The organism is Bacillus sp. SA1-12, assembly GCF_000981385.1.
Taxonomy (GTDB): domain Bacteria; phylum Bacillota; class Bacilli; order Bacillales; family Bacillaceae; genus Metabacillus.
Genome location: NZ_LATZ01000012.1, coordinates 25,650 through 52,454 on the forward strand (window position 1 = coordinate 25,650; position 26,805 = coordinate 52,454).

Consider the following 26,805-nt stretch of genomic DNA (forward strand, 5'->3'; position numbering starts at 1 on the left):
GAGTTTTTTGCTAAGAAATTAGCAGGTAGCTTTTTGGGGCGACTGACCCCTTGTTTCTGCTAGATAATAAGTGAACAGTTTGTTAAGGGAATGCTACCTTGTTACCTAAGAGACAATGCCATTTTAACGGCGCGTATGGAGCGGTGCTTAGAATGGGAGCTGGAATTCTATTCTAACGCTAAGTAATGAGTGAGAATAATGATAGATGGACTTACCCTAATTACCTTTAATTGGTCAAACTAAGTAAATGGTACACATTAGGGACAGTTCCCCATATTTTGCTCCCATTTCAGTCAACTCTCACTTTTTATCTGAATGTGAATGGGGTATACTACCTAAATGAGTGTAGTGGTTACAAATAGACACTTATAAAAGAATAGGATAGAATTGTACAAGAACTTATTATTATGTCATGGAGGTATAAGCGCATGGCGAAAGCAAATACTCAAATCGTCCCCCTCCTGCCGCTCCGAGGCTTGCTAGTATATCCAACGATGGTACTACACCTTGATGTAGGGAGAGATAAATCTGTTCAGGCGTTAGAAAAAGCCATGATGGATGATCATATCATCTTTTTAACGACACAAAAAGAAGTTGCCATAGATGAGCCGAAAAAAGAAGATATTTATGAAATTGGTACCTTAACTAAAATTAAGCAAATGTTAAAGTTACCTAATGGTACCATCCGGGTGCTTGTAGAAGGAATTGAACGTGGCGAAATCCAACGCTTTGTTGAAGAAGATGACTATTATTCTGTTGAAGTTGCTGTCTATAAGGATCCTGAGCAAAAAAGTGTTGAAGAAGAAGCGTTAATGAGAACCATGCTAGAGTATTTTGAGCAATACATAAAGCTTTCAAAGAAAATATCAGCTGAGACATTTGCAACGGTGACTGATATTAATGAGCCTGGAAGAATGGCTGATATTATCGCTTCACACTTGCCTTTAAAGCTTAAAGAAAAGCAAGAGGTTCTTGAAACACTTGATGTAAAAGAAAGACTAAATAAAGTTATTTCGATTCTCCATAATGAGAAAGAGGTCCTTCAGCTTGAGAAAAAAATCGGACAGCGTGTAAAGCGTTCGATGGAAAGAACTCAAAAGGAATATTACCTTCGTGAGCAAATGAAGGCAATTCAAAAAGAACTTGGTGAAAAAGAAGGCAAGGGTGGAGAGGTATCGTCTATCTCTGAACGGATTGAACAGGCTGGTATGCCTGAAAATATTAAAGCCGTTGCATTAAAGGAATTGGATCGCTATGAAAAGGTCCCTTCAAGCTCAGCCGAAAGCGCAGTAATACGAAATTATATTGAATGGCTTCTTTCTTTACCATGGATAACAGCGACAGAAGATCGATTAGATATAAAAATCGCTGAAGAAATTCTTAATGAGGATCATTATGGTCTCGAAAAGGTAAAAGAGCGTGTTTTAGAGTACTTGGCTGTGCAACAGCTAACCAACTCATTAAAAGGACCGATTTTATGTTTAGCAGGCCCTCCAGGAGTTGGGAAAACATCGTTGGCACGTTCAGTAGCAAAATCGCTAAACCGTCATTTTGTCCGTATCTCACTCGGTGGTGTAAGAGACGAATCTGAAATTCGCGGTCACCGCCGTACATATGTCGGGGCAATGCCTGGCCGAATTATTCAAGGAATGAAAAAAGCTGGCACGATTAACCCTGTCATTTTATTAGATGAAATTGATAAAATGTCCAGCGACTTTAGAGGTGATCCTTCGGCAGCTTTGCTTGAAGTATTAGATCCTGAGCAAAACCATAGCTTCAGTGATCACTATATTGAAGAGACATATGATTTATCAAAGGTAATGTTTATTGCAACTGCCAACAACCTGGCTACAATTCCCGGCCCATTGCGTGATCGTATGGAAATAATAAATATCGCCGGCTATACTGAGCTTGAAAAGGTGCATATCGGAAAAGATCACTTATTGCCAAAGCAATTAAAAGAGCATGGCCTTAAAAAATCTCATTTACAAATACGTGACGATGGAATCCAAAGCATTATTCGATATTATACGCGAGAAGCAGGTGTGCGCGGGTTAGAACGTCAATTGGCAACCGTTTGTCGGAAAGCTGCAAAGCTTATTGTGAAAGAAGAGCGTAAGAAAATCATTATTACAGATAAAAACCTAGAAGATTATCTTGGTAAACATCGCTTTAGATATGGTCAAGCTGAATTAGAAGATCAAATCGGTGTTGCAACAGGATTAGCTTATACCACTGTTGGAGGAGATACATTATCAATAGAGGTATCTGTTGCACCAGGAAAAGGAAAGCTGATTTTGACGGGAAAACTTGGAGACGTGATGAAAGAATCAGCACAAGCTGCCTTTTCATACATTCGTTCACGGGCAAAAGAACTTCACATAGACCAAGATTTTCATGAAAAGAATGACATTCATATTCACGTACCAGAAGGTGCTGTTCCAAAAGACGGTCCATCAGCTGGAATTACAATGGCTACTGCATTAATCTCAGCGTTAACTGGAAGACCTGTTCGCAAAGAGGTTGGTATGACAGGAGAAATTACCTTAAGGGGAAGAGTTTTGCCGATTGGCGGATTAAAGGAAAAATCTCTAAGTGCTCACCGTGCAGGCTTAACGAAAGTCATCGTACCTAAGGAAAATGAAAAAGACTTAGATGAAATTCCTGAAAGTGTCCGTAAGGAGCTTACCTTTGTGCTTGTGTCACATCTTGATGAAGTTTTAAAACATGCATTAGCAGAGGAGAAGCAATGAAAGTAACTAGTTCTGAAATCGTTATAAGTGCAGTAAAGCCTGAACAATATCCTGCAGGAGATCTCCCAGAGATTGCTCTTGCAGGGCGATCAAATGTAGGGAAATCATCATTTATTAATAAAATGCTTGCCAGAAAAAACCTTGCACGCACGTCTTCAAAGCCTGGGAAGACGCAAACATTAAACTTTTATCTCATTAATGAAATTTTGCACTTTGTTGATGTACCAGGTTATGGGTATGCAAAGGTTAGCAAAAAAGAGCGTGAGGCTTGGGGAAGAATGATTGAAACATATATCACAACCCGTAAGCAACTTAGGGCAGTTGTATTATTAATCGATGTGCGTCATCCGCCAACAAACGATGATGTGCTAATGTATAATTTTCTAAAGCATTATGAAATTCCTGCTATGATCGTCGCAACAAAAGCGGACAAAATTCCTAAAAGCAAATGGCAGAAACATGTAAAGGTTATAAAGGAAACCTTGAACATGGAAAAATCAGATTCATTTGTGTTGTTTTCATCTGAAACCGGTCAAGGAAAAGAGGAAGCTTGGAAATTAATTCAAGATTATATCGCATAAAAGGGACTGTCTAAAAGCCAGCTCTCCAACAAACACCACAAGTGTGCTTGTTGAGGGCTGATTCTTTTGCTAAAGACAGTCCCTTTGTTATTTTTTCCTTTTAACAAATACTAAGAGTGCGCCTATTAAAATCATTAAAAATGACCAATATGTTTCAATAAGCTTTACACCATTTTCAACGATAGAAAATGATTGGATAATGGTTTGAAAGAAATGAAGGAATAATCCTATTGCTAAAAGCAGCAACCCGGTTGCATAGCCAGATTTCGTTCGCATGGCTGTAAGAAGCATTCCAATAGACAAAATAAACAGAAATGCAGCAGGGTGGTCAGGCCAAGTCGGCAACTTAGGTTGATAAATAAAGTGAATTCCCAAACCAAATAAGAGGATGCCTGGAAGTATAGCCGTATTGTCCTTTTCAAAATGCCCGCTTATTAAAAAAGCTGCACCTAAAAGAATGAGCAACCCTTGCCAACTTTGTTGATTTTCGAATAAATGAATATTTAATTTTTGGAGAGAATAAAAAATGCCTATCCCTAGTAAGATTATTCCAGGTAATAAAGATAGTTTTTTCATAGTAACACCTCATAACTTAAAAATATCTGGATTATTCCAAATTAACGGTCAGTAAAAAATGTCCAAGTCAGGGGAAATCCACTATATGGTGCTTTATGTGTGATAACTCTTCACACAACCACAGTGAGGATGGCCGACTTCGCCACGTCCTGTGGCAAGGTCGGAACTTGAACATCCTCTACTGGTGAAAGCCCTTCTGTTGGAAATTCTCTTTGCAAGAAGGAAAAAGGTTCTTTCAAACCGATAACTTGATTAACAGCTTAATATTTGATATTGTACAGAGTGGAGAGTATGAGGAACTTGTCAAATCGTGTTAAAATCTTTGTCAGATTTCATGACTGATAAGTTTACATGTCAAAAGAAAAACTGTACAATTTATAAATCTTATTTATCATACCATAGAGTTTCAAAACTGTTCACATTTTATGAAACGAGATAGAAATTAGGAATGATATACTATACTTAAAGGGAACTTTGCATGTGGGGGTGTAAAGGATAAATGCATATACTAGTTGTCGGCTTAAACTATAAAACAGCCCCTGTTGAAATTCGCGAGAAGCTTTCATTCCAACCGAACGAGCTTGAAGATGCGATGAAACAGTTAAAAGACCAAAAAAGCATACTTGAAAATGTCATTGTGTCTACATGTAATCGTACCGAGATTTATGCGGTTGTCGACCAGCTTCACACTGGACGCTATTATATTAAGGCGTTCCTTGCGGAATGGTTCGGCTTAGATAAAGAAGAGATCACACCGTATTTAAAGATCTACGAACATGATGGTGCATTAGAGCATTTATATAGAGTTGCGTGCGGATTAGATTCAATGATACTTGGGGAAACGCAAATCTTAGGTCAAGTACGATCAAGCTTTTTGTTAGCTCAAGAACAGCAAACAATTGGCACAATCTTTAATCAGTTATTTAAACAAGTGATAACGCTGGCAAAACGGTCCCATTCAGAGACAGATATCGGGGCCAATGCAGTATCAGTAAGTTATGCGGCTGTTGAATTAGCCAAGAAAATTTTTGGCGACTTAAAAACAAAACATGTGCTTATTTTAGGTGCAGGGAAAATGGGTGAACTTGCCGTGCAAAACCTGCATGGAAGCGGTGTAGGGAAAATTACGGTAATGAATAGAACGTTTGAAAAAGCACAAGAGCTTGCCAACCGTTTTAATGGAAAGGCGAAAGGGATCGACGAATTACAATATGGCTTAGTTGAAGCGGATATCCTAATCAGTTCTACTGGAGCTAAGGATTTTGTCATTACAAAAGGAATGATGGCAAATGTTGAAAAACTAAGAAAAGGCCGCCCGTTATTCATGGTGGATATTGCAGTGCCTCGTGATTTGGATCCCAAGCTTGAAGAATTAGACGGTGTTTTCCTATATGATATTGATGATTTACAGGGAATCGTTGAAGCAAATCTGCAGGAACGCAAGTTAGCTGCAGAGAAAATAGAATTGATGATTGAAGCCGAAATTGTTGAATTTAAACAATGGATCAATACATTAGGGGTTGTTCCAGTCATTTCAGCTCTTCGTCAAAAGGCATTAACCATTCAAGCTGAGACGATGCAAAGTATTGAGCGTAAAATGCCTAATCTAACAGAACGGGAAAGAAAGCTGCTTAGCAAGCATACGAAAAGCATCATCAATCAATTGTTAAGAGATCCTATTGTAAAAGTGAAAGAGCTTTCAGCTGAACCAAATGCTGAAGAATCGTTAGATCTATTTATGAAAATCTTTAACATTGAAGAAGATGTTGAAGAACTAGTGCAAAAAGAGAGAGCGGAAAAACGATCATTGCTTTCAAATGAGCAGCTTTCAGAATATCGTGCTTCACTTCAATCGTAAGTGAGAGGACCTTTCATATGGAGATGAGTTTAACTAGAATTAATGAAATAACTATTATCCTTTATGCGTTTTGTGTACTTTTATATTTTATAGATTTTCTTAACCATAACCGGAAGGCGAACCAAGTTGCCTTCTGGTTACTTTCTATTGTTTGGCTTTTGCAAACAATTTTTTTATTTGCCCGAATGATTGAAACTGGAAGATTCCCAGTTTTGAATGTATTTGAAGGACTTTATTTTTACACATGGGTATTGGTTACTCTATCTGTTGTTATTAACAAATTTTTACGAGCAGAGTTTATCATTTTTTTTACAAATGTAATAGGATTTATCATGATGGCCCTACATACTTTCGCACCGGCGCAATATGAGTCGGCAGCGGTTTCAAGTAAGCTTGTCTCAGAATTGTTATTGATTCATATTACAATGGCAATACTTTCATATGGGGCTTTTTCTCTTTCCTTTGTTTTTTCAATTCTATACTTGATTCAATTTAATTTACTGAAAAAGAAAAAATGGGGACAACGTCTTCTTCGTCTAGAAGATTTAACGAAGCTTGATCATATGTCATATGTATTAAATGTTATTGGTGTACCAATCTTGTTATTAAGTTTGATTTTAGGCGTCATTTGGGCCTATATAAAGATTGAAAAATTTCATTGGTATGATGCGAAGGTGCTCGGGTCTTTCATGGTTTTATTAACGTATAGCATTTATTTATATAATCGCATTGTCAAAGAATTACAAGGAAAGTCAGTCGCACTATTAAATGTTGCTTCATTCCTTGTCTTATTAATCAATTTTTTTCTATTCGGCAGCTTATCAAGATTTCATTTTTGGGACTCTTAATGACACCATTAGATTGAACTAGGAGGATTATATGCGAAAAATTATTGTTGGTTCAAGGCGAAGCAAACTTGCGTTAACCCAAACCAATTGGGTGATTAATCAGCTAAAATCATTTGGACTTCCCTTTGAGTTCGAGGTTAAGGAAATTGTGACTAAGGGAGATAAGATACTGGATGTTACCTTATCAAAAGTTGGCGGAAAGGGGTTGTTTGTCAAAGAAATTGAGCAGGCAATGCTCTCTGGCGAAATTGATATGGCTGTACATAGTATGAAAGATATGCCTGGTGTTCTGCCGGAGGGACTGACCATCGGCTGTGTCCCAAAACGGGAAGACCATCGGGATGTGCTAATTTCAAAAGAGCATAAAATGCTGGCAGATCTGCCAAAGGGGTCAATAATCGGAACAAGCAGCTTAAGAAGAAGTGCACAATTATTAATCGAACGGCCGGACTTAGAAATAAAATGGATAAGAGGAAATATTGATACGCGCCTTGAAAAGCTAAAAACAGAAGAGTATGATGCAATTATTTTAGCGGCAGCAGGGTTATCTAGAATGGGGTGGAGCAAGGAAGTTGTCACAGAATTTTTGGAGCCGGACATTTGTTTGCCTGCAGTAGGGCAAGGAGCCTTAGCTATTGAGTGCCGGGAAGATGACCAAGAGTTACTAGACCTGCTTGCCAAATTCACCGATAAAGCAACTCAATTAGCGGTTACTGCTGAAAGAACATTTCTTACGAAAATGGAAGGCGGCTGCCAGGTGCCGATCGCTGGTTTTGCATCAGTGAATGAAAAACATGAAATCACGTTTACTGGATTGATTGCTTCTCCAGACGGAAAGGAAATTTATAAAAAGCAAGTAATCGGTGCAGATCCTGTAAATGTAGGCGAGAATGTTTCAGCTGAATTAACAAAACAAGGGGCAAAAGCGTTAATAGACAGGGTAAAAGAGGAGCTCGATCAGTAATGGCAGATCACCTTCCATTGCAGGGGAAACGAGTTTTAATTACACGTGCAAAAGCTCAAGTCCAAGAGTTTCTTACCAAAATCGAAGCAGCAGGCGGTATCGCAATACCTGCCCCGCTGCTGGAGATCAGAGCAAATGAAGAGTTGGAACAAATGATCAAAACGACCATTTTACATTTGAAAAACTACGATTGTATTGTGTTTACAAGTGCAAATGGCGTTTCTTTTTTTAAAAGGTATTTAGATAAATGGAATATTCCATATTCCAAGTTAAATCATTTAATTGCCGCTTCAGTTGGCAGTAAAACGAGCAAACAAATGGAAAAGCTGGGCTTACGAGTTTCCATTATTCCAGAAGAGTTTGTTGCAGAAAAATTAGCGGAAAGCTTATCGAAAAGTTTGCCAGATCATGCAAAGGTTTTGGTTATCCGCGGGAATCTTGCCCGTCCGACACTCGTAACGGAATTAAAGCAAAAGGGTTTTTCTGTGACAGATCTCGTCGTTTATGAAACAATACATAAGAAAGATGAAGCAGAAAAACTGAAAAAATATCTTCAACATGATGAACTGGATTTTATTACGTTTACCAGCTCCTCGACAGTTGATAGCTTTATGAGGGTTTTAAATCAACAAGAGCTTCAAGAGAATTTAAAGAAAGTTGTATTTGTTTGCATAGGTCCAATTACAAATGATACGTTAAATGATTATGGCTACAATGGGATCATGCCTGATTCCTATACAATTGATGAAATGGTAAAGCTCATGATAGAGCATGAAATTAGTAAGGAGGGTTTATAAATGAACATTCAATTTGCAAGACATCGCCGCCTGCGCTCAAGTGCGAATATGCGGGAGATGTTACGAGAAAACCATGTACGGGTAGAGGATTTTATTTATCCAATTTTTGTTGTTGAAGGAGAAAATAAGAAAAATGAAGTCTCTTCAATGCCTGGTGTTTTTCATTTATCATTAGATTTATTAAATCAAGAAATAGAAGAGGTTGTTTCTCTAGGCATTAAGTCAGTCATCTTATTTGGAGTACCTGAACAAGAACAGAAGGATGAGGTAGGTACGCAGGCATTTCATGACCACGGAATTGTTCAACGAGCTACACGACAGGTGAAAGAATCTTTTCCAGAGATGCTTGTTGTAGCAGATACTTGTCTTTGTGAATATACAGACCATGGACACTGCGGAATTGTGGAAAATGGACAGATTCTAAATGATTCAACACTTGATTTATTAGCGCGTACTGCTGTAAGTCAGGCTAAGGCTGGAGCTGATATCATTGCACCTTCGAATATGATGGACGGTTTTGTTGCAGCAATTCGCCATGGCTTGGATGAGGCTGGGTTTGAGCACATTCCGATAATGTCGTACGCAGTAAAATATGCGAGTGCATTTTATGGACCATTCCGTGATGCCGCTCAAAGTACGCCGCAATTCGGAGACCGAAAAACTTATCAAATGGACCCAGCAAATCGAGAAGAAGCTTTTAGAGAAGCCCAGTCAGATCTTGAAGAAGGGGCAGACTTTTTAATTGTAAAGCCGGCTCTTGCATATTTAGATATTATCCGTGATGTAAAAAATAATTTTAACGTACCAATTGTTGCTTATAATGTAAGCGGGGAGTATTCAATGATTAAGGCAGCTGCACAGAACGGCTGGATCGATGAAAAAGCAATTGTCAAGGAAATGCTTGTTGGGATGAAACGTGCCGGTGTGGATCTAATCATTACTTACTTTGCAAAAGATGTTGCTCGCTGGTTAAAGGAAGATCATTCATAAAAAAGCCGATTACTTTAATCATCAGTGGGAAAGGGGAATACAAATGAAAAGCTATGCAAAGAGTGAAAAGGCATTCCAAGAGGCATTAACGTTAATGCCTGGAGGAGTTAACAGCCCTGTTCGTGCATTTAAATCTGTGGGGATGAACCCAATTTTCATGGAACATGGGAAAGGCTCGAAAATTTTCGATATCGATGGAAATGAATATATTGATTATGTATTATCATGGGGCCCTCTTATTCATGGTCATTCACATGACACCGTGGTTGAAGCTATTAAAAAGGTCGTTGAATCTGGGACAAGCTTTGGGGCGCCAACTTTAATTGAAAATGAATTAGCCAAACTTGTCATTGAACGAGTCCCTTCAATAGAAATCGTGCGAATGGTGAGCTCCGGTACAGAAGCAACAATGAGTGCTTTACGCTTAGCCCGCGGGTATACGGGCCGTAATAAAATTCTTAAATTTGAGGGATGTTACCACGGCCATGGAGATTCATTATTAATTAAAGCTGGATCAGGTGTGGCAACATTAGGATTACCGGACAGCCCTGGGGTTCCTGAAGGTGTTGCCAAAAACACGATTACTGTTCCTTATAATGACCTTGACAGCGTCCGTTATGCATTCGAACAATTTGGAGAAGATATTGCTGGTGTGATCGTTGAGCCTGTTGCCGGAAACATGGGGGTTGTTCCGCCTCAGCCAGGATTTTTAGAAGGTCTTCGAGAAGTGACAGAAAAAGCGGGTGCTTTGCTCATTTTTGATGAAGTCATGACTGGATTCCGTGTTGATTACGGCTGTGCTCAGGACTATTTTGGTGTTACACCTGATTTAACATGCTTAGGAAAAGTAATAGGCGGTGGCCTTCCAGTAGGAGCATATGGCGGTAAGGCGGAAATCATGCAGCAAATCGCACCGAGCGGTCCTATTTACCAAGCAGGCACATTGTCAGGAAATCCATTGGCCATGACGGCAGGGTACGAAACCTTAAAGCTGTTAACAAGAGATTCGTATAAAGAATTTAAACGAAAAGCAGATCGACTTGAAACTGGATTATCCGAGGCTGCCAAGGAATATGAAATTCCTCATACGATCAATCGCGCCGGATCAATGATTGGTTTCTTCTTTACGAACGAGCCTGTTATTAACTATGAAAAAGCAAAAACGTCTAATCTTGAGTATTTTGCCAAGTATTATCGAAGCATGGCAAATGAGGGAGTATTCCTCCCGCCTTCCCAATTTGAAGGCTTATTCTTATCAACTGCACATAGTGATGAGGATATTGATTATACAATCGAAGCAGCAAAGAAAGCATTTGCTGCACTGAAATAATATGAAAGAGGGTCTAACACATTGTGTTAGGCCTTTTTTAATATTCTGGAAACAAAAATATTTTTGTTATAAGGGATAGGCACTTCGACATCCACCTTGCCATGGTCCTTCTTGTAGGTAAAGGACACCTTCAATTCCTGAGACCTTATTTGCCCTGGGCTGACCAAGGCGCTTGCAAATTTGTCCAATGTAAAGAAATAGAACGCGTATGCTTGATCTTTGGATAAGACCGCAAAGAAACTTATCATATTTTTCTCCCTTTCCACATACATCTGTAATGTCATAGTAATTTGTTAGGCTATTTGAAAGGAGGAAATATCTTTGCCACAGGATAAAGAACAATTACGCTTTTCTGTAGAAGAATCAGTCTGGTTTCAAAAAGGACAGGAAGTATCCGAACTATTAACTATTTCATTAGAACCTGATATTACAATCCATGAGCATGATCAGTACATTTCCATTAGAGGTGCACTTCAACTTACGGGTGAATACAAAATAGATAACGAAGCAAAGGTGCAAGACCAATTTGAATATGCAAATGTACGGTATGTAAATGAAGTATCTACTCGTGAAGATGGTATAAGCATATTAAATCACCGTTTTCCGGTGGATATCACGATTCCAAGCAATAGAATTGAAGATTTAAATGATGTATATGTAGCCATTGAATCATTTGATTATGAGCTTCCAGAGTTAAAATGTCTAAGATTAGTGGCTGACTTATCAATTGGTGGTATAACAAACGAGCAGCCTCAACAACAGGTTGCCGACGAAGTGGAAAGCGAAGAAGAAGAGGCATTAGAACCGCTTTTTAGAGGGGAACAACAGGAAGAAACTTTTGAATATGACAGCCAACCTTCACCGCCGTCATTTGAGCAAAGACCATCTAATCCTTTCTCATCATTATATCAGGAACCTGAAACTGCTGAGGAAGACGTGGACAAATTGTCATTGAATCATTTTGAGCCGGTAAGTCAATCAGAAAAAGAGACAGTGACAGAAGAAGTAAGTATCGTTGCTTCAATACCAAGACAAGAACAGAACGAAGAATTGTATGTTGAAAGCAACAAAGAAGAAGAGATTCACGAGGAAGACCTTTATGATCCATTCGTTGTTGAGGTAAGGAAACAGGAAGAAATAGAAGAAGATACAGATGGGCCGCCTGAAGTTCAATATTCCTTGTTCTCTAAAGCAGAAACTTTAGAAAACAGCGAGATTGAAGAGGATGTTGAAGAAGAAAGAGAAGAAGAAAGTAATCCGAAGGATGCACATTATCTAACAAGTCTTTTTGCCCGCGACGATGAAGAGGATTTTTCACGGGTTAAAATGTGTATAGTTCAGCAAGGAGATACAATAGAGCTGATCTGTGAAAGGTATGATATTACAGTCCAACAGCTTATGAGGGTTAATGATTTCCATGCTGATCAAGATGTTTATGAGGGACAAATTCTATACATTCCTGCCTATTCAACAAGTAAATAAACATAAGTATATAAATTTATCATTTCAGTTTTAACGGGCAGTAAATCCCTTCCTTCAACATTCAAGATATATAGGGGGTAACTGCCTGTAAAGATCTGATAAGTCTCGTAAGGTTATTTTTTGATCCCTTATTACTCCGAAGGCAGTTGGCCCCGTTAATTCTTAGCAGATTGTGCCAATTATACATTCAAGGGATCATGTTAAATACTTGAAGAAACAGCATGAGGCAGGGTTTACCTCAGCTGTTTTTTTCAATTTCTCATTAGAGGATTTGAGGTGTCAAACATTGGCTATACAAGTTCACGAACTAAGGCCCCTATTAATGGATTATGATATTCGTGCTGAATATATAGAAGATATAAGCAATAAAGCCGTCAAGGTTTATACAGACTCTGGAACGTATGTACTAAAGAAGCTCCCAAAACAATTCAACCCTGCCTTTGTCGATTCATTTCGTATTCTAAGTCAACAAGGTTATAAAGGCTATGTTCCTATAGTGAAGAATCAGCAACTGCAGTACATTACCCAAAAGAACAAGGAATATTATTATTTGATGCCTTGGCTGGCAAATGAATCAGAGGATGAACTAGATGCACGGCATCAATACTTATTTAAGGAACTCGCTAAGATGCACAGTCGTACGGAAAGGGAAGTAAAATTAAATGGTCAAGAAGCAGCTAAACATTATGAAGCATTATTGAAAAGCTGGGAAAAGTCAAAACTTGCATATGAAAAATTTGTTGACCAATGTGAGCGAAGATTATATCTATCCCCTTTTGAATTACAAGCTGTCACTTATTTTATTGAGGTAAGCCGTGCGATCGATTTCTCAAAAAAGAAGCTGAAAGAATGGTCTGAAGTGATGGAGGGGAAAGAAAAAGGGAGAATTGTATTAATTCATGGAAAAATATCTTCTCATCATTTTTTATATGATGATCAAGGAACCGGCTATCTTACAAACTTTGAAAGGGCTAAATATGCTGCACCAATAGATGACTTCCTTATATTCTTGAACCGAACGGCATCCTCGTATCCGACTCAATGTAATGATTGTGTAAACTGGTTTTATACGTATCAAAAAATCTACCCGTATAAAGAAGAGGAAATGCTGTTATTTTTAAGTTATCTTGCCTTTCCGGATCGGATATGCCGAATCATTCAAAGTTATGTCAATAATGACGAAATCGAATCTGAGCTGGCAAGGAATCAACAATTGGTAAATGCATACTGGCATTTTAAAAATATAGAATACATCGTCATGAACATATCTGAAATGGAAGAGAAGAAGAAAATGCAAGCAGAGTCAGCTGAGTAAAAATAAATGAGGCGACAAAATGTCAGCCTCATTTTTTTATTTTATTTGTGGAAAAGTAGGAGCTTATTGCATATTGTGTTTATACAAGAATGCCATTATATCCAATCATAACGAAAAGCAATAGCTAAAAAAATTAAAAGGGCTAGTAATAATACATCAAAGGATGTTGGAAAGAATACTGTTCGAATACCTTGAAAAATCGTTAATGGAATAATAATTTGGATGCCGACATCTCTTATTTGTCTTACCCAAGGCGGAAGTGTGTAAGGGTTATACCGCCGCTTCATATCACAACTCCTCCTTTATCTGCTTTAAATGTAATTTTAAGCCTCATTCATGTCTAACATTTAAAATGAGTAAAAATCAAGCTTTTGCTTGCAGGATATTTGACGTACTATCATCTTATGCACGTCACCCGTGATAGGTGCCCGTATATAAATACGGAAAATTGGCGAAGATATTGACGGAAAAAAGAATTTTTTAGTAATATAGAATAGATCAATTTCATAACAGTTTAAACGTTGAATGGGAAGAGTACAATTGCCATCTCCTTACAGAGAGAGAAATCATATGCTGAAAGATTTCTTATGTTGATGCATTGGAAGGTCGCCCAGGAGTTGCTTCTTTGAATACAGTAGGAGAAGCCGGTGCAAACCGTTATCATTTTAAGTGCATAGACTATTTCTATAGTTTGTGAAAAAAGGTGGTACCGCGAAATTATTCTCCTTTCGTCCTTTTATTGGATGAAAGGAGTTTTTATTTTGTACATAAGTTTTACATGGCTTATGAAATTCGCAGGTAGATAAAGGAGGAAACTATTTATATGGAAAAGATTGAACAACAACGTGAATTACCAACTAAGTATGATCCAAATACAATAGAAAAAAACCGTTATTCCTTTTGGTTAGAAGGAAAATATTTCGAAGCGACAGGTGATGAAACAAAGCAGCCTTATACGATTGTTATCCCGCCGCCAAACGTTACAGGAAAACTGCATTTAGGCCATGCGTGGGATACAACGCTGCAAGATATTCTTACACGAATGAAAAGAATGCAGGGCTATGATGTGCTGTGGCTACCTGGAATGGATCATGCAGGAATTGCAACCCAGGCAAAGGTTGAAGCAAAGCTCAAGGAAGATGGCAAATCCCGTTATGATTTAGGTCGTGAAAAATTTGTTGAAGAAACATGGAAATGGAAAGAAGAGTATGCAGGGCATATTCGTGAACAATGGGCTAAGATTGGCTTAGGCTTAGATTATACTCGTGAACGGTTTACACTTGATAAAGGGCTATCAAAAGCGGTTAGAGAGGTTTTTGTTACGCTTTATAACAAAGGACTGATTTACCGCGGAGAATATATTATTAACTGGGACCCGCAAACAAAAACAGCTTTATCTGATATTGAGGTTATTTATAAGGATGTTCAAGGTGCTTTCTATCATATGCGATATCCATTAGCAGATGGCAGCGGATCAATTGAAGTGGCTACTACCCGTCCTGAAACCATGCTGGGAGATACTGCTGTAGCTGTACATCCTGAAGATGAGCGCTATAAGCATTTAATTGGTAAAAAAGTTGTCTTGCCAATTGTTGGCCGAGAAATTCCAATTGTCGGTGATGATTATGTGGATATGGAATTTGGTTCTGGAGCAGTGAAGATTACACCCGCACACGATCCTAATGACTTTGAACTTGGTAATCGTCATAACTTGGAACGTATTCTTGTTATGAATGAAGACGGGACAATGAATAAAAATGCTGGAAGCTACAATGGACTAGATCGATTTGAGTGCAGAAAGCAAATCGTAAAAGATCTGCAAGAGCAAGGTGTTCTGTTTAAAATTGAAGAACATTTGCATTCTGTTGGACACAGTGAAAGAAGCGGTGCAGTTGTTGAACCTTATTTATCAACACAATGGTTTGTTAAAATGCAGCCTTTAGCAGATGAAGCCATTAAGCTTCAAGAAAAAGAAGAAAAAGTAAATTTTGTTCCAGATCGTTTTGAAAAGACGTACTTACGTTGGATGGAAAATATCCGTGATTGGTGTATTTCAAGGCAGCTTTGGTGGGGACATCGTATCCCAGCTTGGTATCATAAAGAAACTGGAGAAGTGTATGTAAATCATGAACCACCGGCCGATAGTGAAAATTGGGAGCAGGATAAGGATGTTCTAGATACTTGGTTCAGTTCAGCCCTTTGGCCGTTTTCAACAATGGGATGGCCTGATACGGATTCAGCTGATTTTAAGCGATACTATCCTACAGATGCTCTTGTTACAGGGTATGATATTATTTTCTTCTGGGTATCGAGAATGATTTTCCAAGGATTGGAATTCACTGGTAAGCGTCCATTTAAAGATGTATTAATCCATGGACTTGTACGTGATGAGCAAGGGCGCAAAATGAGTAAATCGCTAGGCAATGGTGTCGATCCAATGGAAGTTATTGATCAATATGGTGCTGATTCACTGCGATTCTTCCTATCAACAGGAAGCTCGCCAGGACAGGATTTACGTTTCAGCTATGAAAAAGTCGAATCCACTTGGAACTTTGCAAATAAGATCTGGAATGCTTCTCGTTTTGCTTTAATGAATATGGATGGTTTAACATACGAGGAAATAGATCTAACAGGAGAAAAATCTGTAGCAGATAAATGGATTTTAACCAGATTAAACGAAACCATTGAAAATGTTACAAAACTTGCCGATAAGTATGAGTTCGGAGAGGTTGGAAGATTGCTTTATAACTTTATTTGGGATGATTTCTGTGATTGGTATATTGAAATGGCGAAGCTCCCATTATACGGAGAAGACGAAGCGACGAAAAAGACAACTCGCTCCATTCTTGGCTATGTCCTTGATCATACAATGAGATTGTTACATCCATTTATGCCATTTATTACAGAAGAAATTTGGCAATCACTCCCACATGAAGGCGAATCTATAACTGTAGCATCTTGGCCGACCGTAAACAGCGAGCTGACTGATACACAAGCGTCGAATGAAATGAAGCTTTTAGTGGAAGTGATTCGAGCAGTCCGAAATATTCGCGCTGAAGTGAACACACCAATGAGTAAGCAAATTCAGATGCAAATTAAAGCAAAAGATGAAGAAGTTATGGCTCAGCTTGAAAACAATCGGGCATACATTGAGCGCTTCTGTAACACAAGCTCCTTAACAATTGCGACAGATGTAACTACTGAAGAAAAATCGATGACTTCCGTAGTTACTGGTGCAGAAATTATTTTACCGCTTGAAGGATTAATCAATATTGAAGAGGAGATTAAAAGGTTAGAAAAAGAACGTGAAAAGCTTGATAAAGAAGTAGAACGCGTTCAGAAAAAATTAGGAAATGAAGGCTTTTTAAAGAAAGCTCCGGAAAAAGTCATTGAGGAAGAGAAAGCTAAGGAAAAAGATTATCTTGAAAAACGGGAAATTGTGTTAGCAAGAATCAATGAATTAAAAGGATAAGCAGGAAAGAAACTCGGGTGGTGCAGTCAGCTCACCCGAGTTTTTCAGATCATTTTTCTAAAAGGAGGTATATTTATGTTTAAACATTATACCGAAGCCCTTAACTGGATTCATGGGCGCTTAAAATTTGGGATAAAGCCGGGCTTAAAAAGAATGGAATGGCTTTTAACGGAATTAGGGCATCCAGAGAAGAATATTCCGATCATTCATGTAGCAGGTACTAACGGCAAGGGATCGACCATTTCATATATGCTTCACATGCTTATAGAAGGCGGGTATAGGGTAGGAAGCTTTACATCCCCATACATAGAGACATTTAATGAGAGGATTAGCGTAAATGGCCAGCCGATATCTGATCAAGAAATGCTTGAGATCGCTAATGAAGTAAAGCCTTATGTAGAAAAAATTGAGAAAACAGAGTTGGGTGGACCAACTGAATTTGAAATCATTACCACGATGATGTTTCTTTACTTTGGAAAATACAATAAGCCGGACTTTTTATTATTGGAAACAGGTCTTGGCGGACGACTTGATTCTACAAATATTGCGGAGCCGATTTTATCCATTATTACAACCATTGGATATGATCATATGAATATATTAGGCGAAACGATTGCTGAAATTGCTGCAGAGAAGGCAGGGATTATTAAGCATCGTGTTCCGATTATGACGGCTGTCGAGAACCTGGAGGCTAAAAAAGTTATTAGCGAAGTCGCAAATAGTATGCTGTCAGAAATGTATTCTTTAGGGACAGATCTCAACATTTTACAAAAACAGCTTCATCAGCAAGGAGAAAGGTTTACGCTTCAAACATCTTATTCAACTTATAAAGATCTCGTTATTTCAATGAAGGGAGAGCATCAAATAAAAAATGCAGCATTAGCTGTTTCAGCTATTGATTATCTGATTAAAATGGATAAGGTGAAATTAAGTGATGACCAACTCCGTAAAGGTCTTAAAGGAGCCTATTGGAAAGGCAGATTTGAGCTTGTAAATAACAATCCAGAAGTCATTATCGATGGGGCCCACAATAAAGAGGGAATTGATAGTTTGCTTGACACGTTAACACGGCATTATCCTGATAAGAACATCCACATTTTGTTTAGTGCATTAAAGGATAAGGATTATTCACAAATGATTGCGCGGCTATCAAGCATTGCTGCTTCCATGCATTTTACCACCTTTGATTTTCCGAGGGCAGCAACTGCATTTGAGCTTTATTCAGCTTGTCAGCTTAAAGAAAAAACCTATTCTGAATCCTGGGAAAAAATAATGGATCATCTCCTTGATGAATACATCAACCAAAAAGAAGATTTAGTCGTTGTTACAGGGTCATTATATTTTATTTCACACATACGTGAATATTGTCGAAAAAGAAACAAGGAGAATGAGGAAAAAGTAAGAGATTAAAATGACAAAAATTTGAATATTTGCTAAAATAAGTCCTATCAACCACTATATGGTGAGGGGGCTCTGCTTTGGGCAGGAAGATGCAAGCTGCATTATGGATCTGTTGGATTGTTTCAACACCCTTATTTTTAATGATTGCCTATCATATTTCACCGCCAATTTATCAAGGGTTTCAGTGGGATATAATTGCTTTTCTTTTATTAATGTGTCTTGTTTCTGTATGGCCGATCATCATAAATGAAACACCTATTTTTTATGTACAGGGTGTTTCACTTGTTGTCTTTTTATTATTTGGTTTATTTATAGAACTTCTTTTAACTCAAATTGCTGTTATTGTTCTCTTATTAAAAGTTCGTGTAGGTTCAAAAGACCTTTACAGATATCCGTTGAATGCGCTGTTGTTTTACTTTATCTCGATAGGAAGTGCTGCAATTTATTATGAAGCAGGAGGTACACATGGCCGTTTAACGGTTAATGAAGATCATCTTTTGGCTATTTTTTTGTATGGACTCTCCATTTTTATTATTAATCAACTCTTATTAAGTATCATCCAGGTTGTTATTTTTAAAATGAGGTTTGCTTTTTTTACAAGAAGCTTTCTTTGGGAATGCTTTACTTCATTACTAGTTTTTCCGATGGGGATAGGCCTTTACTTTCTATATCTTCAGGTAGGTATGAAAGCCATATTTTTTGTTGGAACACCTTTTCTATGTTTATCTATTTTTCTCTCACTATATTATAGAAGTCAAAGAATCAATCGTTATTTACAGCAAGTAAGTGAAATTGGGCATCAGTTAACTGAGAAATTATATAAAAAAGAGGTCATGGATATTTTCATGGAGAAAGTTGTGAATATGATTCCTGTAGAAGCGGCTTATTTAATTGATGTCATTGAAAAGGACAAGCTTAAAATTGTAAGAAAATATGAAAATGGGATCATGCATACTGGTAGTGAAGAAGCAAAGTTTCCTGACCGTGGAATATCTGGTCATGTATATATTATGAGGGAGAGTTTTATTTTCCATAAAAGAAAGCAGTGGAAGCATATTCAGCAATCTCAATTACCTGAAACAATGGAAAGCATTATTGCTGTGCCGGTTATGAGAAACCAAGCATTAGTTGGGATCGTTATTCTTGCTTCAAATAAAAAACACGCCTTTGATCGGGCACAGCTTATGATTATCGATTTATTGTCTGTCTATTTAGGAGTAGCCGTAGAAAATGCTAAAAACTATGAAGAAACAAGAAGACAAAGTGAACATTGTTCATTGACCGGCTTATATAATTATCGTTATTTAGAGCAAAAGTTAGAGCGTGATTTCAAAAGGCTGCACCAAAATGAACTAACAGCTTTATCTTTAATCCTATTAGATATTGATCATTTTAAAAACGTAAATGATACATATGGACATTACTCTGGTAATGAAGTGCTTATTCAACTATCACACCGTCTGCTAAATTTTGTTAGAAAAAGAGGAATTGGTACTGTTGCTAGATTTGGTGGTGAGGAGTTTGTCATCCTCTTACCGAATATGGATAAACAAAGCAGTGTTGCGTATGCTGAAGAAATTCGTCAATTAATAGCAGATCATCCTTTCGAAATTGATTACTCATTACAGAATAATATAAGCAGATCGATTGCTGTCTTTTTAACAGCAAGTATTGGCATAGCCACAGCACCAATTGATGCAGAGGATACTTTCTCTCTCATCAGGCATGCTGATCGTGCCATGTATATTGGAGCGAAAAAGGCTGGGAGGAATAAGGTGGCAGTTTATGTTAGTTAATATTCTGAAAGTAACTTGAGGGGAATAGATATTATTTCCCATGCAATAAAAAGTAACCAGTCTATGAAGTATCAGGGCATGGATTAGTCCTGATATTTCACTAGATTCCTCGTTTGCATTGTAAAAACCCCAATCATTTATCCTCGAATTCATAGGAAAATGCAAATTCTCTCTCAGGAACGATTACATTATGAAAAAGGAGCCTCTCTATGATCGTTAGCACCATTTTTTTCGTTTATTTATTTGTATTGGGAGCTATACTTGGTTCGTTCTACAATGTAGTTGGTATACGTATTCCAAAAAATCAATCGATTGTGTTTTCAAGGTCTGTGTGTCCTGTTTGTCATAAAAAGCTGAAAGCAATTGAGATGATCCCGCTTCTATCATATATTGTGCAAAAAGGGAAATGTAAATCATGCAGAACCGCTATCTCTCCATTGTACCCTTTCATTGAATTTTCTACGGCGTTTCTCTTTATGATTTCTCCTTTGCTTGTGGGGTGGTCAAATGAATTGATTATCTCGTTGTCGCTTATTTCATTTATTATGATTGTTGTTATTGCAGACATAAAGTATATGATAATACCTGATGCTGTTAATCTATTTTTTCTGCTGCTTTTTGCGATAGAAAGGATATTGATCCCCCTTAATCCATGGTGGGATCCTATTGCAGGCTTAGTAGCAGGAGGTCTTTTGCCTCTTATGATCATATTAATAAGTAAGGGAGGTCTTGGCGGAGGTGATATGAAACTGCTTGCGGTATTAGGGTTAATCTTAGGGTGGAAGCTTGTCTTACTCTGTTTTTTTCTTGCAACTCTAGTTGGGACAGTTGCAGGCTTAATAGGGATGTCTACTGGTCATATAAAGAAAAACCGTCCATTTCCGTTTGGTCCTTTTATAGGTATAGGTGCATTAATTGCCTATTTTTTCGGAAAAGAATTAATTGATTTATATATTCATTTTCTTCATACTGCTTTTAATTAAAATCCATAGGTCTTTACTCTGTTTTTTAGTGTAGGATGAAAAGCTTATTCACATGTCATATGAAAAATTTGACGAAAACTTTAAAGGATAAGACGACAAATGTCTTGTTCTTTTTTTTATGCTTTCTGATAGCATGATAAGCAAAATGACCGCACGTGTTTTGTAAAGAAGGGTGGTAGGCATATGGACAAGCATACATCAGACACGATCAAGATAAAAATTAATGGCAAGGAACGCCAGCTCTCACAAGAAGAAAAAACAGCCGGAGATCTTGCGGTTTCGAGTTGGGATGAAAAGCTGAAGGCAGAAAATGAGGTTGCTACAGCGAAACAGCCAATAGAAAAGGAAGACGACTTTCCTTGGCTTCTACCTGAAGAGGATGACTCAGTATTTATGGACGATCCAAAAGTTGTTACACCTTCAAAGAAAAAGATACCATTTTCAAACCAAACGATCACACCTTATCAATATGCCAATAAAAAAAATCGCAATAGAATCAATGGGACCTTTCCATTTAAAAAAATAGTGACAATTATTTTGTTAGCAATTGGTTTAGGATTCATGTTTGGTTTAATCGGTCTAAATTTTCTATCCAATGAAGACATGCCAACAATGGGATCTTCTGATGATGTAACAACTGAAGGAGGCTCAACTGCCGGGGAACCGTCAAATCAGGAAAATAGTGATGATAAAGATACAGCTGGAAATGAAGCGGCAGCTTCGACAGCTACCTTAAATTTATATGCTGTTCAAGGTGGTATTTTTTCTGCAAAAGCGGGAGCAGAAACGGTTGCCTCACAGATTAAGGAGAAGGGATTTGCTGCAACTGTTATCGAAACAAATGGTTCCTATACAGTATTTGCAGGCTTTGGAAAAGAGAGAACTGAAACTGGTTCACTTAGTGAGACCTATCAAAAACAAAACTGGGCTGATATTGAATTTTGGGGTGGAAAAGAGTTATCGCTTACTATTTCAACTGGCAATTCAGCTGAGCAATGGGCCAGTGTAATTCAGGAATTATCTTCATTAGCTGCTGCTGCAGCAATCGGAAACACACCTGGCCAAGAAGCTGTCACTAAAATTGAAACGTCCATAAATGGCATCAAAGCAAATGGTGAGGAAGAAAAGTCATTAATCGAAAATCTGAAAAAAGCAGGAGAGAGCATAAAAAATAATAATGGCTGGGAAGCGCAGCAGTCTGTATTAGACGTGACTAGTAAAATAACGGCAAATTAAGAGTGGCAATAGGCTTACATTGAGAAGGAGTAAGCCTATTGCCATTTTTTTGTATGAGCAAAGATAAACGTCCAGTTTCAACGCAATGGTTGTACATCTTGACTTTAATAAAATCAGATTTTCAAAAATTGTCGTTTTTTCCTCTTTTTGGTACGATAGTCGTGTATCTTCTAATCTGAAACGTAGAAAGGATGTATGACATGGCGTCAAATCTTATATTAGCATCAGCATCTCCCCGAAGAAAAGAGCTTCTTGAACTTCTCCAAATTCCATTTGAGATAATCGTAAGCGAAGTGGAGGAAGTGTTAGACGAAAGTCTTCACCCGGCTGATATGGTCCAGTCATTAGCCATGCAAAAGGCAGCGAGTGTTGCTAAAAATAATCAGCATGCTTTTGTTATCGGATCTGATACGCTTGTCGTTTATGGAGAACGGATGCTGGGAAAGCCATCAAGTAAAAACGAAGCAATTGAATTGCTTCAATTACTTTCAGGAAAAACACATGAGGTTTATACAGGAGTAGCTATTATTTACGGAGAACATATTCAATCTTTCTATGAAAAAACGAGTGTAACCTTTTTCCAGCTTTCTCAAAAAGAAATTGAGGAATATGTTTCAACAGGTGAGCCGATGGACAAAGCTGGAGCCTATGGGATTCAAGGCTTTGGTGCCTTGCTAGTGGAAAAAATTCATGGAGATTATTATGCCGTTGTCGGTTTGCCAATAGCTCGCACAAACCGAGAGTTGTTAAATATGGGGTTTAAGCGCTAAACGAAAATGGCCCCTGCCTAGAGAGCAGCCATTCTTTATGAAACAGGATGTATTCACCGAATAAAACTGCAACTGAGGACCATGATATGTAGAGAGATTTTTTTATGAGCAGAAAGGGAACGAAGGAGGCAATATGGAACGTTCAACATTCAAAATCCGTGATTTCCCTGAAGATGAAAGGCCTAGAGAACGCTTGTTAAATGAAGGTCCTGATAAGCTGTCAAATTAAGAATTATTTGCAATCTTGCTTCGTACCGGAACAAAAAAGGAATCTGTCCTTGAATTGTCGCAAAAGCTGCTTAAGCATTTTGAAGGACTGAGAATGTTAAAGTATGCAACAGTGGAAGAAATCACAACAATATCCGGCATAGGAAAGGCAAAGGCAGTTCAAATACTAGCTGCTCTGGAACTTGGAAGAAGAATCAACCGTCTTACGTATGATGAACGTTATGTTATTCGCTCACCACAAGATGGTGCTAATTATGTAATGGAAGAAATGCGTTTCTTAAGTCAGGAACATTTTGTCTGCCTCTATTTAAACACAAAAAATCAGGTATTGCATAAACAAACAGTATTTATCGGCAGCCTGAATGCGTCTATTGTCCACCCCCGTGAGGTTTACAAAGAAGCATTCAAACGTTCTGCTCATCAATCATCTGTATCCATAATCATCCTTCAGGCGACCCTTCTCCGAGCAAAGAAGACATTGAAGTGACAAAGCGTCTCACAGAATGTGGGAAGGTATTAGGAATAGAACTTTTGGACCATCTTATTATAGGTGAACAAAAATATGTCAGTTTAAAAGAAAAAGGCTATGTGTAATACTTTTTTTTTTGCGTAATTACGATATAATAAGGTTTATGGGTTTTTTTCTATTTAGGAAAAAACTCATTTCGATGCAGGAAAGATGAAGAAGCAGTTTCGGAATATAAAACCTCATTTGATGTAAAACATGCCAGAAGGCAGTCAGCCTCAAAATGAAGAAAGTTGTTTTAGTCAAATTTCCTAATAAAAAAAGTAAATATTTCGTTTCAGAAAGGAAGATACACCCTATGTTTGGAATCGGTACAAGAGACCTTGGTATAGATTTAGGGACAGCAAACACACTTGTATTTGTGAAAGGAAAAGGGGTTGTAGTAAGAGAACCTTCTGTTGTTGCCTTACAAACCGATACAAAGCAAATTGTTGCAGTGGGTAATGATGCTAAAAATATGATTGGTCGTACACCAGGAAATGTTGTAGCATTGCGCCCGATGAAAGATGGAGTTATAGCTGATTATGAAACAACAGCTACTATGATGAAATACTATATTAAGCAAGCAACAAAGACGAAAGGTGTCTTTGCAAGAAAGCCTTATGTAATGGTTTGTGTTCCATCAGGTATAACGGCTGTAGAAGAACGGGCAGTTATTGATGCAACCAGACAGGCAGGAGCAAGAGATGCTTATACCATAGAGGAGCCGTTTGCTGCAGCAATTGGAGCGAATTTACCAGTTTGGGAACCGACAGGAAGCATGGTAGTAGATATTGGCGGCGGGACAACGGAGGTTGCGATTATCTCTCTGGGAGGTATTGTGACAAGCCAATCAATTCGTGTTGCTGGAGACGAAATGGATGAGGCTATTATTACATATATACGTAAAACGTATAATTTAATGATTGGTGACCGTACAGCTGAAGCGATTAAAATGGAGATTGGATCAGCTGGCTCTCCTGACGGTGTTGAGAATATGGATATCAGAGGAAGAGACCTTTTAACCGGTTTGCCAAAAACAATTGAAATTACGGCAGCAGAAATTGCCGATGCTCTTAAAGATACTGTTTATACTATTGTTGATACGGTAAAAAACACATTGGAAAAAACTCCGCCAGAGCTTGCTGCGGATATTATGGATCGCGGAATCGTTTTAACAGGCGGCGGTGCATTGCTGCGGAATTTAGATAAAGTCATTGGTGAAGAAACAAATATGCCGGTGTTAATCGCAGAAGATCCGTTAGATTGTGTTGCGATTGGAACAGGTAAAGCTTTAGAGCATATTCATTTATTTAAAAATAAAGCTAGAGACAGCAGATAATACAAATAATTGAAAAGCCTTTGCTTATTGACATCACTCTTTTCGTCACATATAAGCAGAGGCTATGTTTTGAAACGGAAATTCGAGTTAAGAGGGTGTTCATCATGCCACAGTTTTTCCTGAATAAACGCCTTATCTTGTTACTAGTTAGTATTATTGTTTTAGTGGCATTGATTGGTTTTTCCTTAAAGGAAGATCGAAAGTTAAGTTGGCCGGAGCAATTTTTACAGGATACAGTAGGTGTTTTTCAGTCTATATTTCACAAACCTGCAATATATGTTTCTGATTTCTTTGAAAACGTGACGGATTTAAAAAATACCTATGAAGAAAATGAACTGTTAAAGAGCAGATTGGATGAATATATGCAGCTTGAGGCAGATCTTCAAGAGTATAAAGAGGAAAATGAAAGATTGTTAGCTGAGTTAGGCAAAGTTGCTAACTTAAGAAAGTATAATCCGATTTTTTCCACTGTTATTGGGCGAAATCCTGACAGATGGTATGACTATGTTTCAATTGATAAAGGCGCACAAGATGGAATTCAGCCTGATATGGCTGTTGTAACTGCTGAAGGTTTGGTTGGAAAAGTGAAAACAATTTCACAATTTACATCAACTGTCCAGTTATTAAGTGCAACAGATCTTAAAAACAAAATTTCAGCTGAAGTTCAAGCATTACCGGAAAACGAAGATGACAAAAACAATCCAAACAATACCCAAAAAGTTATGGGGTTAATAGAAGGATATGACGAGGAAAAAGGTGCGCTTTTACTTAAACGGATTGAATCAGATGTCAAGCTTGTAGAGGGACAAAAAGTAATTACCTCAGGAAAAGGTGAAGTTTTCCCAGAAGGTATCCTAATTGGAGAAATAATTGGAGTTGAACCGGATACGTATGGATTAGAACAAATGGCCTATGTAAAACCGTCAGCAAACTTCTACGATATTGACCGGGTATGGGTAGCAGAGCGTGTTGCACAATCAGAGGATCCTGTTGAAGCGGTAAATGAGGAGGAGGAGGAATCTTGAGGCGTTTCATCCTTCCTTTTCTGGTCCTGTTTATTTTTATAAGCGAGAGTATCTTCTCCCATCTTATCCATATACCATTTGCACTGGAGGATCAGGTTTACATTCCTAGATTTGTGTTAATTACATGTCTATTTCTCACCGTATACTTAAATAGAACACATGGAATGATTTTTGGATTAGTATTCGGCTTATTGTATGACATTGTCTATATAGAAATTATAGGAATTTATTTATTTGCATATGCCATTTTAGCTTATCTGGTTTCTAAAGCGATGAAGATTTTACATGGAAATGCTTTAATTGTATTGTTTTTGACGATTTTATCCATCGCTATACTTGAATTTTATGTATATGGAATTAATTATTTAATTGGCTCAACAAAAATGACCTTGTACAATTTTACAACATTAAGATTATTGCCTACTCTTGCATTAAACTCTATTGTTGCCATTCTTTTAATCTACCCTATGAAAAAATTCCTGACTAAAATAAAATTAGAAGAATCGGATGATTAGAAAAAAGGATTTTAGGCATTTCTGTCGAATAGATAAAT

General features: G+C 37.8%; 21 protein-coding genes, 1 pseudogene and 1 other annotated feature. Of the genes and pseudogenes, 20 read left to right on the top strand and 2 right to left on the bottom strand.

The window, feature by feature from the left end:
- Positions 1–428: 428 nt before the first annotated feature.
- Positions 429–2,753 carry an endopeptidase La gene (gene lon / locus WQ54_RS09840; protein WP_046515706.1) on the top strand — a complete coding sequence of 775 codons (2,325 nt, stop codon included), beginning with the start codon at positions 429–431 and terminating at the stop codon, positions 2,751–2,753.
- The gene (gene yihA, locus WQ54_RS09845) at positions 2,750–3,334 is read left to right on the top strand and encodes a ribosome biogenesis GTP-binding protein YihA/YsxC (RefSeq protein WP_046515709.1); all 585 of its coding nucleotides are present in this window, start codon (positions 2,750–2,752) and stop codon (positions 3,332–3,334) included. The genes lon and yihA overlap by 4 nt, the downstream gene beginning before the upstream one ends.
- An 87-nt stretch (positions 3,335–3,421) precedes the next feature.
- On the opposite strand, the gene WQ54_RS09850 is transcribed toward yihA, so the two are convergent.
- Positions 3,422–3,910, bottom strand: a complete 489-nt coding sequence (locus WQ54_RS09850; protein WP_046515712.1) for a DUF5668 domain-containing protein — start codon at positions 3,908–3,910, stop codon at positions 3,422–3,424.
- A 499-nt stretch (positions 3,911–4,409) separates the two neighbouring features.
- Between WQ54_RS09850 and hemA the strand changes: the two genes are divergently transcribed.
- From hemA to ysxE, 8 genes are all read left to right on the top strand, one after another.
- Positions 4,410–5,768 carry a glutamyl-tRNA reductase gene (gene hemA / locus WQ54_RS09855; RefSeq protein ID WP_046515715.1) on the top strand — a complete coding sequence of 453 codons (1,359 nt, stop codon included), beginning with the start codon at positions 4,410–4,412 and terminating at the stop codon, positions 5,766–5,768.
- 17 nt (positions 5,769–5,785) lie between these two features.
- Positions 5,786–6,616: an inner membrane protein YpjD gene (locus WQ54_RS09860; RefSeq protein ID WP_046515717.1), complete on the top strand. Its 831-nt coding sequence runs from the start codon at positions 5,786–5,788 to the stop codon at positions 6,614–6,616.
- A 31-nt stretch (positions 6,617–6,647) separates the two neighbouring features.
- Entirely contained in the window at positions 6,648–7,580 is a 933-nt protein-coding gene (gene hemC / locus WQ54_RS09865; protein WP_046515720.1) for a hydroxymethylbilane synthase, read from the top strand.
- Positions 7,580–8,377 carry a uroporphyrinogen-III synthase gene (locus tag WQ54_RS09870; RefSeq protein WP_046515723.1) on the top strand — a complete coding sequence of 266 codons (798 nt, stop codon included), beginning with the start codon at positions 7,580–7,582 and terminating at the stop codon, positions 8,375–8,377. Before hemC ends, WQ54_RS09870 begins: the two co-directional genes overlap by 1 nt.
- Positions 8,378–9,367 (top strand): porphobilinogen synthase, encoded by a 990-nt coding sequence (gene hemB / locus WQ54_RS09875; protein ID WP_046515725.1) that lies wholly within the window; start codon positions 8,378–8,380, stop codon positions 9,365–9,367.
- A gap of 43 nt (positions 9,368–9,410) precedes the next feature.
- Positions 9,411–10,697: a glutamate-1-semialdehyde 2,1-aminomutase gene (hemL, locus tag WQ54_RS09880; RefSeq protein ID WP_046515728.1), complete on the top strand. Its 1,287-nt coding sequence runs from the start codon at positions 9,411–9,413 to the stop codon at positions 10,695–10,697.
- A gap of 321 nt (positions 10,698–11,018) precedes the next feature.
- Complete coding sequence (gene spoVID / locus WQ54_RS09890; protein ID WP_046515734.1) at positions 11,019–12,179, top strand: stage VI sporulation protein D; 1,161 nt, start codon at positions 11,019–11,021, stop codon at positions 12,177–12,179.
- A 286-nt stretch (positions 12,180–12,465) separates the two neighbouring features.
- Positions 12,466–13,494 carry a spore coat protein YsxE gene (gene ysxE / locus WQ54_RS09895; RefSeq protein WP_084821941.1) on the top strand — a complete coding sequence of 343 codons (1,029 nt, stop codon included), beginning with the start codon at positions 12,466–12,468 and terminating at the stop codon, positions 13,492–13,494.
- A 95-nt stretch (positions 13,495–13,589) separates the two neighbouring features.
- Here the strand turns inward: ysxE and WQ54_RS09900 are convergent, their stop codons facing one another.
- Positions 13,590–13,781: a hypothetical protein gene (locus WQ54_RS09900; protein WP_046515736.1), complete on the bottom strand. Its 192-nt coding sequence runs from the start codon at positions 13,779–13,781 to the stop codon at positions 13,590–13,592.
- A 225-nt stretch (positions 13,782–14,006) separates the two neighbouring features.
- Positions 14,007–14,233 (top strand) — a binding site (T-box leader).
- A gap of 84 nt (positions 14,234–14,317) precedes the next feature.
- Between WQ54_RS09900 and WQ54_RS09905 the strand changes: the two genes are divergently transcribed.
- The 10 genes and pseudogenes from WQ54_RS09905 to mreD all read left to right on the top strand — a co-directional run bounded on the left by WQ54_RS09905 (position 14,318) and on the right by mreD (position 26,767).
- The gene (locus tag WQ54_RS09905; RefSeq protein ID WP_046515738.1) at positions 14,318–16,966 is read left to right on the top strand and encodes a valine--tRNA ligase; all 2,649 of its coding nucleotides are present in this window, start codon (positions 14,318–14,320) and stop codon (positions 16,964–16,966) included.
- A 75-nt stretch (positions 16,967–17,041) separates the two neighbouring features.
- Positions 17,042–18,376 (top strand): folylpolyglutamate synthase/dihydrofolate synthase family protein, encoded by a 1,335-nt coding sequence (locus WQ54_RS09910; protein ID WP_046515739.1) that lies wholly within the window; start codon positions 17,042–17,044, stop codon positions 18,374–18,376.
- Positions 18,377–18,444: 68 nt separating this feature from the next.
- Positions 18,445–20,163, top strand: coding sequence for a sensor domain-containing diguanylate cyclase (locus WQ54_RS09915; protein WP_052737738.1), 1,719 nt, complete (start codon positions 18,445–18,447; stop codon positions 20,161–20,163).
- A 209-nt stretch (positions 20,164–20,372) separates the two neighbouring features.
- Positions 20,373–21,146 (top strand): A24 family peptidase, encoded by a 774-nt coding sequence (locus WQ54_RS09920; RefSeq protein ID WP_046515741.1) that lies wholly within the window; start codon positions 20,373–20,375, stop codon positions 21,144–21,146.
- 183 nt (positions 21,147–21,329) lie between these two features.
- Entirely contained in the window at positions 21,330–22,382 is a 1,053-nt protein-coding gene (locus WQ54_RS09925; RefSeq protein ID WP_046515743.1) for an SPOR domain-containing protein, read from the top strand.
- A gap of 200 nt (positions 22,383–22,582) precedes the next feature.
- Entirely contained in the window at positions 22,583–23,152 is a 570-nt protein-coding gene (locus WQ54_RS09930; protein WP_046515745.1) for a nucleoside triphosphate pyrophosphatase, read from the top strand.
- Between the two features lie 133 nt (positions 23,153–23,285).
- Positions 23,286–23,974: pseudogene (radC, locus tag WQ54_RS09935) on the top strand (DNA repair protein RadC).
- A gap of 230 nt (positions 23,975–24,204) precedes the next feature.
- Positions 24,205–25,227, top strand: a complete 1,023-nt coding sequence (locus WQ54_RS09940; protein ID WP_046515747.1) for a rod shape-determining protein — start codon at positions 24,205–24,207, stop codon at positions 25,225–25,227.
- A 104-nt stretch (positions 25,228–25,331) separates the two neighbouring features.
- Positions 25,332–26,252 (top strand): rod shape-determining protein MreC, encoded by a 921-nt coding sequence (mreC, locus tag WQ54_RS09945; protein ID WP_046515749.1) that lies wholly within the window; start codon positions 25,332–25,334, stop codon positions 26,250–26,252.
- Positions 26,249–26,767: a rod shape-determining protein MreD gene (mreD, locus tag WQ54_RS09950; RefSeq protein ID WP_046515753.1), complete on the top strand. Its 519-nt coding sequence runs from the start codon at positions 26,249–26,251 to the stop codon at positions 26,765–26,767. The genes mreC and mreD overlap by 4 nt, the downstream gene beginning before the upstream one ends.
- Positions 26,768–26,805: the final 38 nt, after the last annotated feature.